This is a genomic window from Providencia alcalifaciens DSM 30120 (assembly GCF_000173415.1).
GTDB classification, from domain to species: domain Bacteria; phylum Pseudomonadota; class Gammaproteobacteria; order Enterobacterales; family Enterobacteriaceae; genus Providencia; species Providencia alcalifaciens.
Map to the genome: position 1 here is coordinate 103723 of NZ_ABXW01000014.1, position 13049 is coordinate 116771.

The window sequence follows — 13049 nt, forward strand, 5'->3', positions numbered from 1 at the left end:
AAAGGCCCCAATGGGAGGGGCCTTTTATTTATTTTACGTTATAGAATCTTAGCGCAGTATTACAGAGTACTGGTGAAAGTACGAGTAATAACGTCTTGCTGCTGTTCTTTAGTCAGAGAGTTAAAGCGCACTGCATATCCTGATACACGGATAGTCAGTTGTGGATATTTCTCTGGGTTTTCCATCGCATCTAACAGCATTTCACGGTTCATCACGTTCACGTTTAAGTGCTGACCGCCTTCGATAGAAGATTCATGATGGAAGTAACCATCCATCAGACCCGCTAAGTTAGTTTTACGAACTTCGTCATCTTTACCTAACGCATTTGGCACGATAGAGAAGGTATAAGAGATACCATCTTTTGCGTAAGCAAATGGCAGTTTAGCAACAGAAGTCAGAGATGCTACCGCACCTTTTTGGTCACGACCGTGCATTGGGTTAGCACCTGGTCCGAATGGTGCACCAGCGCGACGACCATCTGGGGTGTTACCTGTTTTCTTACCATACACAACGTTAGAAGTAATGGTCAGAACAGACTGAGTTGGAACCGCGTTACGGTAAGTAGGCAGTTTCTGAATTTTCTTCATGAAACGTTCTACTAAGTCACAAGCGATATCATCAACACGTGGGTCATTGTTACCAAATTGTGGATATTCACCTTCGATTTCGAAGTCGATAGCGATACCGTCTTCATCACGAATTGGTTTAACTTTTGCGTACTTGATTGCAGACAGTGAGTCAGCAGCAACAGACAGACCTGCGATACCACATGCCATTGTACGGTAAACATCACGGTCATGAAGCGCCATCAGTGCTGCTTCATAGCTGTATTTATCATGCATGAAGTGGATGCAGTTCAGTGCAGTAACGTACTGAGTTGCTAACCAGTCCATGAAGTGGTCCATTTTGTCCATCACGGTATCGAAGTCGAGAACTTCATCCATGATAGGTGAGTGTTTAGGACCCACTTGCATTTTCAGTTTTTCGTCCACACCACCATTGATGGTGTACAGCATTGTTTTCGCTAAGTTTGCACGAGCGCCGAAGAACTGCATTTGTTTACCAACAATCATTGGGCTTACGCAACATGCGATTGCGTAGTCATCATTGTTGAAGTCAGGACGCATTAAATCGTCGTTTTCATACTGTACAGAAGAGGTGTCGATAGAGACTTTTGCTGCGAACTTTTTGAAGTTCATTGGCAGTTTTTCTGACCACAGGATAGTCATGTTAGGCTCTGGAGATGGGCCCATGGTATACAGTGTGTTCAGGAAACGGAAGGTGTTTTTAGTCACCATAGTACGGCCATCAAGACCCATACCTGCCAGTGATTCTGTTGCCCAAATTGGGTCACCAGAGAACAGCTCATCGTATTCAGGTGTACGTAAGAAACGAACCATACGCAGTTTCATGACTAAGTGGTCAATCAGTTCTTGCGCTTGTTCTTCTGTGATTTTACCTGCATCTAAGTCACGTTGGATGTACACGTCTAAGAACGTAGATACACGACCAAATGACATTGCCGCACCGTTTTGAGATTTAACAGCCGCTAAGTAACCGAAGTAAGTCCATTGAACTGCTTCTTGTGCGTTAGTTGCAGGACCAGAGATGTCGTAGCCATATTTAGCTGCCATCTCTTTGATTTGACCCAGTGCACGATGTTGCTCCGCAATTTCTTCGCGCAATTGGATAGTCATTTGCAGGTCTTCACCTTTCTCTAATCTTTCTTGCAGAGAAGTGAATTGGTTGAATTTGTCTTTCATCAGGAAATCAATACCGTACAGAGCAACACGACGGTAGTCACCGATGATACGACCACGACCATAGGCATCTGGTAAACCGGTTAAGATACCGGATTTACGGCATTTTAAGATGTCTGGAGTATAAACATCGAAAACACCTTGGTTGTGAGTTTTACGGTATTCAGTGAAGATTTTTTTCAGGCTAGGATCTAAAGTACGATCATAAGCTTTACATGAACCTTCAACCATTTTGATACCACCGAACGGGATAAGACCACGTTTCAGAGGTGCGTCAGTTTGTAGACCAACGATAGTTTCTAATTCTTTGTTAATATAACCAGCATCATGGGAAGTGATTGTTGATGCAAGGTCTGTATCAAAATCAACTGGCGCGTGAGTGCGGTTTTCGATTTTGATCCCTTCCATGACTTTTTCCCACAGCTTATCAGTTGCTGGAGTTGAGCCTGCTAAGAAAGATTCATCACCTTCATACGGAGTATAGTTTTTCTGAATAAAGTCACGGACGTTGACGTTATTCTGCCAGTCACCTTGGCTAAAACCTTGCCATGCTAAAGCGAATTTTTCATTTAATTCGGACATGATACTTTTACCTTTTAACAATGGATCTTTGAGGGATCTTAATAAATCTTTGTGTACGTGTAATAACAATTATATTAACAAATCTCGATTAATGTTTTTCGTTATTACGCAGATGCATTAACCAGTAAACTAGGCCGACTAACACTGCGCCGCCAATAATATTTCCGATAGTCACTGGTATTAAATTGTCACTGATAAAGTTCCCAACCGTTAGGTTAGCGAATTGCTCAGGTGCCATGTTGATTTGAGTCCAAAATTCAACAGAGGCGAATTCTTTAATCATGATACCCATAGGGATCATAAACATATTTGCGATACTGTGCTCAAAACCGCTGGCGACGAACATCGCAACAGGCAGAATCAAGGCGACAAATTTATCGGTTAGGCTACGACCGGCATAACTCATCCAAACAGCTAAGCAAACCATTAAGTTAGCTAAAATACCAAGGAAGACAGCTTCCACAAAAGTGTGGTGTAGTTTGTAGTTGGCGGTTTGTAGTACGTTCAAACCCCATTGACCGTTTGCGGCAACATATTGCCCTGCAAACCAAATAACCGCGACAAAAAACAGTGCGCCGACTAAGTTGCCAATATAAACGTGGAACCAGTTGAGGAGCATTTGACCCCAAGAGATTTTTCCTGTGGCTTTAGCAACAACGGTTAAAACAGTGGATGTAAATAAGTCGGCTCCACAGACTACTACCAACATTAATCCAAGAGAGAAGCAGATGCCCCCAATCAGTTTGGTGAAGCCATAAGGCGCACTCGCGGTACCCGTAGTAGCTGTGATATAGAACACAAAAGCGATAGAGATAAAGATACCAGCGGTGAATGCTGACAAGTAAGTCATGGCGGGGTGTTTGTTGACTTTATAAACGCCCACATCATTAGCGACTTGAGCCATTACAGCAGGGGGTAATAAATTAAAAGGGTTGTCAGCTTTCATACCAACACTCTCTTACAAAGTTGATTAATTATAGCACGCAATTATAGTAACAAACGGGTGTGGTGATAAATTTGATGTGGATCATGAAGTGTTAAGAGAACGGGGGTAAAACAGGTCGAAAATCGTCAAAATCAAAGGTAACATTATGATTTAATTGTAAAAAATATTTTTTAAATTTTATAAAAAATTTTTATAAAACCACGAAAAACGGTCTTCAGAAGTAAAATGTTACAGATGATTGTTAACGAATGTCGATAATTATTATGTGATTGAAATTAAATATTGCTTAAGTAAAGATAAAAGCCCGAAGGCCTTTATCTTATTGTCGTCAATTACGCGTTAGCGCGCTTGGCTCTTTGCAGCTTTTCGTAAGCAGCGAGTAGTCCTTGATGAGCCGGTAATGCTTTTAATTCTGCATCTATTGACCATAATCCATAGAAACACGATTCACCGGCGATTGCTGCGGATGCTGCATCCACCGCTTCTTGCCCATACATACGAACAAATGCTTGATAATATTGAGTAGGTTTTCTCTCTTCTTCTTGAGAAAGCAGCAGTAAGGTGTGCAAGCAACGATAGTAGTTGGCACGTTCAGGCGTGAATACTGAACTGTTGAAGTCTTGTGTCCATTCTACCCAAGCCAGTGCTTGTTCAAGATCACCTCCTGCTAGCGCCAGCATTGATTTCAATTCACCGATGCGCAGGTTACTCCAGCCATTATCTTTGCCAACGGCTAAACCTAACAGCTCGCGTACGCGGGTAAAGTCATCTAAGCCGTCATCATCTAACTGTTCAATTAAAGCGAGGTAATCTTCTTTTTCCCATTGGCTATCTGGCAGCGCCATGATGGTGTCACGCAGGTAAGCCCCCATCGCATTGTTAGCAATGTGCAAATCTTCGACAGGATAGATATCGGACATGCCTGGTACCAAAATACGGCATGCGTATACGCCTAAATGGCTATAGTCCGCAATATAAACTTCCGCATCAAGCTTATTGAAGATGGCCATTAATGTGGCGAACTCTTCGGTCGTGGTCCCTTTAAAGCTCCAATCTACGAATGGATAATCCGCATCATCTTTAAACGTATCCCAGCTAATTAAACCGCTAGAATCGATAAAGTGAGTTTCTAAGTTCGTGTGTTCACCCACTTCTTCATCGTCAAAGGTTGGGGCGTTAAAGACATCTAAGTCTTTCAGACCACGGCCTTGCAGCAATTCAGTTACGGTACGCTCTAATGCAACACCAAAATCAGGGTGTGCACCGAAAGAGGCAAAACACGTTCCGTTTTGTGGGTTAAATAACACAACACAGATAACAGGGAATTCCCCACCTAAAGATGCATCGTAGCTGAAGATAGGGAAACCTTCATTTTCTAACGTTTCAATCGCTGCAACGACACCTGGATAGCGAGCCATCACTTCGGCAGGAATTGTCGGTAAGCTAATGCTTTCAGCAATAATTTTGTTTTTCACAAAGCGTTCGAACACTTCGGATAACCCTTGAACTCGCGCTTCATTTGCGGTGTTTCCTGCGGACATCCCATTGGATACATACAGGTTGCCCACGATATTCATCGGAATATAGACGGTACGATTATCTGATTGGCGTGTAAATGGAAGGGCGCAGATACCACGTTCTTCATTGCCAGATTGCAGGTCGATAAGTTGGCTGCCAGCGAGTGCATTATCAGGATCGTAAAACGCAACTAAGCGCTCATCTAATAAACCTTCTGGTAGGCTGTCGTCCTCGGTGAGCGGGAACCATTTCTCATTAGGATAATGGACGAAGTCCCCTTCAGCGATAGATTTACCCAGATAAAAATCCGCAAAGAAATAGTTTGTGGATAAACGTTCAAAATACTCGCCAAGTGCAGAAGCTAATGCCGCTTTTTTACTGGCGCCTTTACCATTGGTAAAGCACAGTGGGCATTCCTTATCACGGATATGAACGGACCAAACGTTCGGTACGGGATTTAGCCAAGAGGCCTCTTCGATATCGAATCCTAGATTTTTCAGTTTAGTTTGGAATGCTTCAATGGAGACTTCGAGTGCGGCATCTTTGCCGGGAATAAATGTTTGGCTCATTGTCAGTCACTTGTAAATGGCTTGTTTCAGATAGCGACTATGATACGGATTTTTCCCAGATTGCTCACGCTTTTTATGCTGAGTTCCTGTTTTTTATTCAAGACAGAAAACAGGCAAAAAATTAGAATTTACTAAAATGACTAAGCGGATCACAAAACTCTCGGATTAAATCCACATAATAACGTGAGTTTATTTTTAATATCATGTTCGTCAATTTTAGTTAAAGGAAAATAGGATGAAAAACCGTAATAAAGCACTGTTAGCCACATTGGTTTCATTGTTTGCTGCATCTGCATTTGCACAACCGAATATTACTGTGTTGGCAACAGGCGGGACGATCGCTGGTGGGGGAGAATCAGCAACTGGCTCGAGCTATCAAGCGGGTAAGGTGGGGATTGATTCTTTACTTAATGCGGTACCAGAAACTAAAAAAATTGCCAATCTTAGTGGTGAGCAGCTTGTGAACATCGGTTCTCAAGATATGAATGATCAAGTGTGGCTAACTCTCGCTAAAAAAATCAACCAAGATTGTAATAAAACCGATGGTTTTGTCATCACTCATGGTACTGACACCATGGAAGAGACTGCCTTTTTCCTCGATTTGACTACAGCATGTAAAAAACCCATTGTAATGGTTGGTGCGATGCGTCCTTCTACTGCCTTGGGGGCCGACGGTCCATTGAATTTGTACAATGCCGTGGTACTGGCATCTGACAAATCAGCAGGGGAGCGAGGCGTGCTGATGGCAATGAATGACAAAGTGATTCAGGGTCGTAATGTGATGAAAATGAGTACAACGGAAGTTCAAGCATTCGACGCGGTGAATGCGGGAGCTGAAGGTTATATTCATGATGGTAAAGTGACTTACTACCAAGCTGCTCAGCCTCGCGGTGACAAGCCTGTTTTTGATGTGAGTAAATTAGATAAATTGCCGGAAGTCGGTATCGTTTATAACTATGCAAATGCTTCGGCTGCACCAGTAAAAGCGCTACGTGAAGAAGGAGTTAAAGGTATCGTCAGTGCAGGGGTAGGTAACGGCAATATGTATAAGACCATTTTTGATGCACTCGCGAATGCGGCAAAAGAAGATGTGGTTGTTGTGCGCTCTAGCCGAGTTCCAACAGGCTATACAACACGTAATGCCGAAGTGAATGACAATGAATATGGCTTTGTGGCTTCCGAAAGATTAAATCCACAAAAATCACGCGTATTATTACAATTAGCACTGACTCAAACAAAAGATCCGAAAAAGATTCAAGAAATGTTTGAGCAATATTAATTCTCTAAGAATAGGCGGCAGAAATGTCGCCTTGATTATGTTTTTATAACTACATCTAGAATGTGTTTCTTGATTGATAATCACATTTAAATAATCAAAATAACTCGATAATAAATTCCTATAAGATAGGTAATAAAGTTTATTATCGAGTATTTATGTATCATATATTTAACAAAATTAATTATAAAGCACCGACTTCGGGCGTTTGAGGATCGGATTTTTCTTGCTTATTTTTTTCTTTAAATGCAGTTACGTTTCCTGTCGATTGTGTGGCAGATTTAACTTCAGCAAGCCCAGAAAATATTCCGCCTTTTTTGATGGATAAATTCGAATAGCGGATAGTCCCATAAATTTCGCCATTGGTATCAATGCTGATGGTTTCCGAAATACATTCCCCTTCAACTTTACCGTTTACCCACAATTCATTACTCGTAATATTGCCGGTAACATGCCCATTTTGCATAATTTTTACGGTGTTATTTTTGCCAGTAATATTACCAATCACAGTACCATAAATATGCACTTGCTCATTGGAGGTCACATTGCCTTCAAATACGACATCTTTGGCAATGATAGTATTGGTTTTTTCTTCACTGACCGTCGGTGATGATACTTGCATTTTTTCCTCAGCGATCTGTTGAATGATTTCTTCTTTATTGATAGTGGGAGTGGGCTCTGGTTTGTTTTGTTTTTTATTGAACATGTGACTAACCTTTTTGAAATTGAAGTATAGAACCAAACAAATGATTGAAGATATAAAGGCAAGAGATGCCACAACGGTATATCTAAAAAACCACGCTATCAAAGTAAGAAACCAGAAGAAAAAACTTATGTTCAAAAACAGATAGGCTTTTTTCATCTTTTAATCTCTTACACATAAATTTAAGCATCAGTATAAATTAAAATAACACATAACAAATTAAAGAATAGAGGATGATTTTAGTTTTATCTGAAGAAATAAAGGCATGAGTTTTTAAAAAATAGTCGTTATTTTTCAGATATAGAATGGAAATAGGGAGATGTTAAGATGGGTTAAATAAAAATACCCACAATGAACATTAAGTGGGTATTCTCAGCATTAAATCACGTCTTAATTAAATCGCTTCCTTTAAAAGAAAGAAGCGATTGATAATGTGATTATTTTGCTTCGTGTGCTTCAGTATTTTCGCGACAATTACCTTCAGCGCAGTGACCATACAGATATAAACTGTGGTTAGACAGTTTAATACCGTGACGTGCAGCGATATCATGCTGGCGTTTTTCGATTGATTCGTCTGTAAATTCGATAACCTTGCCACAATCTAAACAAATTAGGTGGTCATGGTGATGTTGCTGAGTTAATTCAAATACGGATTTTCCACCTTCGAAATTGTGACGTGTCACAATACCAGCATCATCAAATTGGTTTAATACGCGATAGACAGTTGCTAACCCGATTTCTTCACCAATATCAATCAGCTTCTTGTAGAGATCTTCCGCACTGACGTGATGGCACTCAGGCTCCTGAAGTACTTCCAAAATCTTCAATCTTGGAAGAGTGACTTTGAGTCCTGCATTTTTCAATGCTTTATTATTGTCTGTCATGCGGGCTTGTCCTGTATTTTAAATCATAAATTTAACAATAATGAGACGTTTTTAACAAAAATCCAGTTGTCTTCTAAACTGATTTACAATTATAGGCATGGAAAATAAAAATAGAAACCATGCATTGTCTCATTATTTTGATTCGAGCTTAAAAGCGAGTCCCTTGATGTGGTGGACGAATGAGCCATCATATCTAACAGTGCTCGCTTTTAATTGACAATCAATGTCATTATTAGCCAAGGATTTCAGCCAGCGACATCTCTTCAGAGATCTGTTTAACCCAAGCATTAACACGCTCTTCGGTAAGCTCTGGTTGACGATCTTCATCGATAGCAAGACCGATAAAGTGAGTATCATCAGCCATGCCTTTAGAGGCTTCAAAGTGGTAGCCTTCTGTTGGCCAGTGTCCCACAATGACTGCGCCGCGGGGCTCAATGATGTCACGGATGGTACCCATCGCATCACAGAAATATTCTGCGTAGTCTTCTTGGTCTCCACAACCAAACAGCGCGACAAGTTTACCGTCAAAATCAATTTCTTCTAATGTTGGGAAAAAATCATCCCAATCACATTGAGCTTCACCGTAATACCACGTCGGGATGCCGAGAAGTAGGATATCAAATGCTTCGATATCTTCTTTGCTGCACTTAGCAATATCGTGAACTTCTGCAACATCTTTGCCTAATCTTTCTTGGATCATTTTGGCAATATTTTCTGTGTTACCTGTGTCACTTCCGAAGAAAATGCCTATAACTGCCATAAATTGATTAACCTCTTGTTTTTCTAGCAGAGAGTTTAACTTATTGATTCTACTAGAATTAAAAATAGAACGAAAATAGGTAAAATTTGCGCCTTATTTTGGCGAAAAAAACGGTGTTAGTCTGTCAAATTTGTGTGATTCATTCAGACACAGCTAGTGGTCAATTATCTCACTAACCTGCTCAAGTTGAGCCATCAAAATTTCTTCAATTAGCTCACTTCGGCTTATATTTTTCTCTTCAGCTAATTGGTTTAAGACTGCGACAGCGTCTTCATTTAATTTCAGCTCAACTCGACGCAGTCCTTTGACTTTATCCCGTTTGAGCTGATTTCGTTTGTTAATTCTTAATTGTTCATCCCGCGACAACGGGCTAGTTTTTGGTCGCCCAGGCCTGCGTTCTTCTGCGAACAAATCCAGTGTCGTGCGATCAGTTTGTTCTTTTGCCATATCTACTATTGCTAACGGAAGGGGTGTGCCAGTATTTCAGCGCGCAATGATACCCTAGCTGAATCCCTAGTACCATAGGTGCATACCCAGCTAATTCATCTAATAGATTAAAAAAAAAGCACTTTTAAGAAAAAAGCATCCCCCAACGAGGGGGAGATGCTTTTTTGTTCAGGTCAACGAGTCTGCTGCTGCCATAAATTTGCATAAATGCCATTCAATTTAAGAAGGTTTTCATGGGTTTCCGTTTCAGTCACTTCCCCATTGCAAATCACGTAAATTTTATCGGCGTTCATGATGGTATTGAGACGGTGGGCGATGCTAATTACCGTTCTACCTTGTGAAATTAATGGCATGTTTTGCATGATGGCAGATTCCGATTCGTAATCTAATGCGGATGTAGCCTCATCAAGAATTAAAATATCGGGCTCAGTAATTAATGCTCGAGCTAACGCAATGCGCTGACGCTGCCCACCTGAAAGATTTAACCCTTTTTCAGATAAATGATAATTAAAATTATTAGGCAATGACATAATAAATTCATACGCACCTGCAAGTTTTGCTGCATGAATTAATTGTTGCTCATTTGCTTGTGGGTAACTTAAACGAATATTTTCTGCAATTGTTCCGACAAACAATGTGCTTTCTTGTAGCACGACACTCATTCGACGACGCAATGCCACTGTATCGGCAACGGCTAAATCCATTCCATCCACAATAACTTGCCCATGTTGAGGAACATATAATCGCTGTAATAGTTTTGTTAGCGTGCTTTTCCCCGAGCCAGAAGGACCCGTGATACCAATAAATTCTCCCGCCTTGATGGATAAACAGAGATTATTAAGGACTTCAGGGGTTTCTGGTTGGTAACGAAACCGGATGTTTTGAAACTGAATCTCGCCTTGAATAGCGGCGGAGCTAGCAATGCCTTGGCGCTCATTTTCAATAGGTTTATCAAGAATGTCACCGACGCGACGAAGGGAAATGATCGTATGTTGAAAATCTTGCCAAATTTGAGCAAAGCGCAAAATGGGTTGAGTTACATGGGCGCTAAGCATATTAAAGGCGACGAGCTCCCCTGGAGTAATGTTACCTGCTAACACCTCGTTCACGCCAATCCACAGTAAAATTGCAGTAGTAATTTTACTCACTAATGTCATCAATTGCGTTGCAACCACGCTGCGCATGGATACTTTAAAGCCTTGAATCAATTGTTGACTGAGTAATTTCTGCCAGCGTCTAAAAAAATATTTCTCTGTTGCGGTAGTTTTTAGGGTTTCAATCCCCGTAATGGATTCAGTTAAAAACGTAAGGCCATTTTCATCAGCTTGGTAAGATTTTTCTGTCTGTTGACGAATAATGGGACCTAAAATCATCCATAAAATAAAAAAGACGCCCATAGAACCAACGAGAGTCCAAGTCATGATGTCACTATACGAAAATAAGACGGCGACAAACAGGATCACAAAAATAAAGTCAATGAACAGCATAAGTGTTGAACCAGTCAAAAATTGACGGATATGCGCTAATTCACGGACACGAGCAATAATTTTTCCTGTTGGCCTTAACTTAAAATAATTAAGCGGTAACGCCATTAAATGGCGATAGAGTTTACCGGATAACTCTGCACTAATTTGTGTGCTGGTATGGCTGAAGATTTTATTACGAATAAAGCTATAAATAGGCTCTGCAATTGCAATGGCGAGTATGCCAAGCGCAAGAATGTGCAAATTAGGTAGGCTTCGTCCAACCAGCACTTTATCAATCAGATTTTGAAATAGTAGCGGGCTGATTAATGCAAATAGTTGCACAATTGCCGCTAGGATAAAGACATTTTTGAGTTTAAAACGCTGGCGAATAATAGAGGGAATAAACCAGTTAATACCAAATGCCCTTTTTTTTTCTGTCTCCAATTGTTCTTTAATTAGAATCACGGAGTAATGAACATCAACAGAATTATCCCACGGTTCTACGCTATCACCTTGTGGCGTGATGACGGTGAGTGGTGAGTTTTGAGTAATAATATGCCAACGTTGGTTGATTAATATTAAGGCTGGTAATGGAATATTTTGCATTTGTTGTTGAGTCAAGGACACATGCTGTGTTTCATAACCAATAATTTGTGCACATTCTCTGAGTTCTAAATCTGTTGGTGAATCACCCTGCATACCAATAGCATGCATTAATTGCCCTTGAGTGATATTTTTTTGAAAGTGATTCGCTATCCAGACTAAGGTTTCCAAGCCATTATTATTGCGCTGTTCCATGGATTACTTCTCTCTCATCGCAGTGGAGGTATATTCATTAATTGGGCTAAGCAGGTAATCAATGAGTCGACGTTTATCGGTTTTTATTTCGGCAACAATAGATAAACCCGGCGTTAATTCAATGTGTTCTCCTTCAACTAATAGTTGTTTACTGCTTAAACCAATTTGAGCCAAATACACTAAGCCTAAGTTTTCATCTTGAGTACTATCACGGGAAATAGATAGCAGTTCACCTTCAATGGTGCCGTAGCGTGTATAAGGGAATGCATCAATTTTTACATCAGCTTTTAAGCCTTCTTGAATAAAGCCAATATCTTTATTCAGAATTTTGACTTCCGCGAGTTGTACATGATTATTAGGAACGATAACCATTAATTGCTGTGCTGGTTGTAAAACCGCACCGAGAGTATAAATAGCAATTTGTTGTACTGTTCCGTCAACGGGGGCACGAATAATTTCTAGTTGGTTTCTTTCTTGGTTTTTAATGAGCTCTTGCTCAAGGGATACAAATTTGAATTTAGCTTGCTGATATTTCTCATACCATTCTTGGTGTTTTTGCGCATTAATCCTATCTTGCTTTTCGCGTAAAGCATGGTGTTGGCTATTCAATATGGAGAGTTCAGATTGTTTGGCGGTTTTCTCTTTTCTAGCGAGTAATAACTCACGTTCTTGCTCTAGAAACTCTTTTTGGCTGATCAATTGTTTTTGATTCAGAGCTGTGTGTGCATCAAGTCGTTTTTTAATGTTATGCATCAATATATTGATATCTTTTAATTCACGTTCTCTTGCTTGGTAATTCACGCGATTAAGTTGAACTTCGTTAGCTATCTCGTTCAGTAATGTTTCATACTCTTTTTTAATGGTTTGGTAGCTAAGTTTTGCTTGGACTTGTTCCGTTAATGAAAGCTGAGGGTATCGTGGTGATGTCTCGATTTGCTGTTGATTGAGTAAGGCATGGTGGATCATTTCCTCACTAGCATGAAAGTTTTTCTGGTAGTGAAGGCTAACAATATCTTGGTCAACACCCAGGACTTTGACGCTGAGTAATGGATCGCCTTGTTTAACTTGCTGTCCATCTTCAACGTGGATTTGTTGTAAGCGGCTTAATTCAAAAGCTTGGATAGTTTGTGTTCTTCCCGAGACAATCAGTTTTCCCTGAGTAGTGGCTTGAACGTCCAATTTGCCAAAATATGACCATGCAATTGCAATAAAAATACCGACGCTAATGCTGATGGCCATTGTAAAAGCCAAATAAGAGGGCGGTGTTTTTAAAATAGATAAATGAGCAGGTAAAAAGCTGTTATAGCGGGTAGTGTTTGATTTTCGTTTCATGATTAACA

The 13049-nt window shown here is 40.4% G+C and carries 10 protein-coding genes; 1 reads left to right on the forward strand and 9 read right to left on the reverse strand.

Annotated features, from left to right (window positions below; all coding sequences use genetic code 11):
• Positions 1 to 59 precede the first annotated feature (59 nt).
• The 3 genes from pflB to ycaO form a co-directional block, all read right to left on the reverse strand.
• Positions 60 to 2342 carry a formate C-acetyltransferase gene (gene pflB, locus PROVALCAL_RS03780; RefSeq protein WP_006657789.1) on the reverse strand — a complete coding sequence of 761 codons (2283 nt, stop codon included), beginning with the start codon at positions 2340 to 2342 and terminating at the stop codon, positions 60 to 62.
• A gap of 88 nt (positions 2343 to 2430) precedes the next feature.
• On the reverse strand, positions 2431 to 3288 hold the full coding sequence (focA, locus tag PROVALCAL_RS03785) for a formate transporter FocA (RefSeq protein WP_006657790.1): 858 nt from the start codon (positions 3286 to 3288) through the stop codon (positions 2431 to 2433).
• Positions 3289 to 3620: 332 nt separating this feature from the next.
• Positions 3621 to 5375, reverse strand: coding sequence for a 30S ribosomal protein S12 methylthiotransferase accessory factor YcaO (ycaO, locus tag PROVALCAL_RS03790; protein ID WP_006657792.1), 1755 nt, complete (start codon positions 5373 to 5375; stop codon positions 3621 to 3623).
• Positions 5376 to 5610: 235 nt separating this feature from the next.
• Between ycaO and ansB the strand changes: the two genes are divergently transcribed.
• Complete coding sequence (gene ansB, locus PROVALCAL_RS03795; protein ID WP_006657793.1) at positions 5611 to 6654, forward strand: L-asparaginase 2; 1044 nt, start codon at positions 5611 to 5613, stop codon at positions 6652 to 6654.
• Between the two features lie 181 nt (positions 6655 to 6835).
• On the opposite strand, the gene PROVALCAL_RS03800 is transcribed toward ansB, so the two are convergent.
• The 6 genes from PROVALCAL_RS03800 to PROVALCAL_RS19845 all read right to left on the reverse strand — a co-directional run bounded on the left by PROVALCAL_RS03800 (position 6836) and on the right by PROVALCAL_RS19845 (position 13041).
• Positions 6836 to 7357, reverse strand: a complete 522-nt coding sequence (locus tag PROVALCAL_RS03800) for a bactofilin family protein (RefSeq protein ID WP_117584501.1) — start codon at positions 7355 to 7357, stop codon at positions 6836 to 6838.
• A 434-nt stretch (positions 7358 to 7791) separates the two neighbouring features.
• Positions 7792 to 8238 (reverse strand): ferric iron uptake transcriptional regulator, encoded by a 447-nt coding sequence (fur, locus tag PROVALCAL_RS03805; RefSeq protein ID WP_006657795.1) that lies wholly within the window; start codon positions 8236 to 8238, stop codon positions 7792 to 7794.
• A 232-nt stretch (positions 8239 to 8470) separates the two neighbouring features.
• Entirely contained in the window at positions 8471 to 8998 is a 528-nt protein-coding gene (gene fldA, locus PROVALCAL_RS03810; protein WP_006657796.1) for a flavodoxin FldA, read from the reverse strand.
• A gap of 153 nt (positions 8999 to 9151) precedes the next feature.
• Positions 9152 to 9445: a LexA regulated protein gene (gene ybfE, locus PROVALCAL_RS03815; RefSeq protein WP_006657797.1), complete on the reverse strand. Its 294-nt coding sequence runs from the start codon at positions 9443 to 9445 to the stop codon at positions 9152 to 9154.
• 173 nt (positions 9446 to 9618) lie between these two features.
• Positions 9619 to 11709 (reverse strand): type I secretion system permease/ATPase, encoded by a 2091-nt coding sequence (locus PROVALCAL_RS19840; RefSeq protein ID WP_006657798.1) that lies wholly within the window; start codon positions 11707 to 11709, stop codon positions 9619 to 9621.
• Between the two features lie 3 nt (positions 11710 to 11712).
• Positions 11713 to 13041, reverse strand: a complete 1329-nt coding sequence (locus PROVALCAL_RS19845; protein WP_039861572.1) for an HlyD family type I secretion periplasmic adaptor subunit — start codon at positions 13039 to 13041, stop codon at positions 11713 to 11715.
• Between the last annotated feature and the right edge of the window lie 8 nt (positions 13042 to 13049).

What these genes read in the sequence shown, in the direction of transcription:
- pflB (WP_006657789.1), bottom strand. Translation starts at nt 2,342, where the DNA reads ATGTCCGAATTAAATGAAAAATTCGCTTTAGCATGGCAAGGTTTTAGC.
- focA (WP_006657790.1), bottom strand. Translation starts at nt 3,288, where the DNA reads ATGAAAGCTGACAACCCTTTTAATTTATTACCCCCTGCTGTAATGGCT.
- ycaO (WP_006657792.1), bottom strand. Translation starts at nt 5,375, where the DNA reads ATGAGCCAAACATTTATTCCCGGCAAAGATGCCGCACTCGAAGTCTCC.
- ansB (WP_006657793.1), top strand. Translation starts at nt 5,611, where the DNA reads ATGAAAAACCGTAATAAAGCACTGTTAGCCACATTGGTTTCATTGTTT.
- PROVALCAL_RS03800 (WP_117584501.1), bottom strand. Translation starts at nt 7,357, where the DNA reads ATGTTCAATAAAAAACAAAACAAACCAGAGCCCACTCCCACTATCAAT.
- fur (WP_006657795.1), bottom strand. Translation starts at nt 8,238, where the DNA reads ATGACAGACAATAATAAAGCATTGAAAAATGCAGGACTCAAAGTCACT.
- fldA (WP_006657796.1), bottom strand. Translation starts at nt 8,998, where the DNA reads ATGGCAGTTATAGGCATTTTCTTCGGAAGTGACACAGGTAACACAGAA.
- ybfE (WP_006657797.1), bottom strand. Translation starts at nt 9,445, where the DNA reads ATGGCAAAAGAACAAACTGATCGCACGACACTGGATTTGTTCGCAGAA.
- PROVALCAL_RS19840 (WP_006657798.1), bottom strand. Translation starts at nt 11,709, where the DNA reads ATGGAACAGCGCAATAATAATGGCTTGGAAACCTTAGTCTGGATAGCG.
- PROVALCAL_RS19845 (WP_039861572.1), bottom strand. Translation starts at nt 13,041, where the DNA reads ATGAAACGAAAATCAAACACTACCCGCTATAACAGCTTTTTACCTGCT.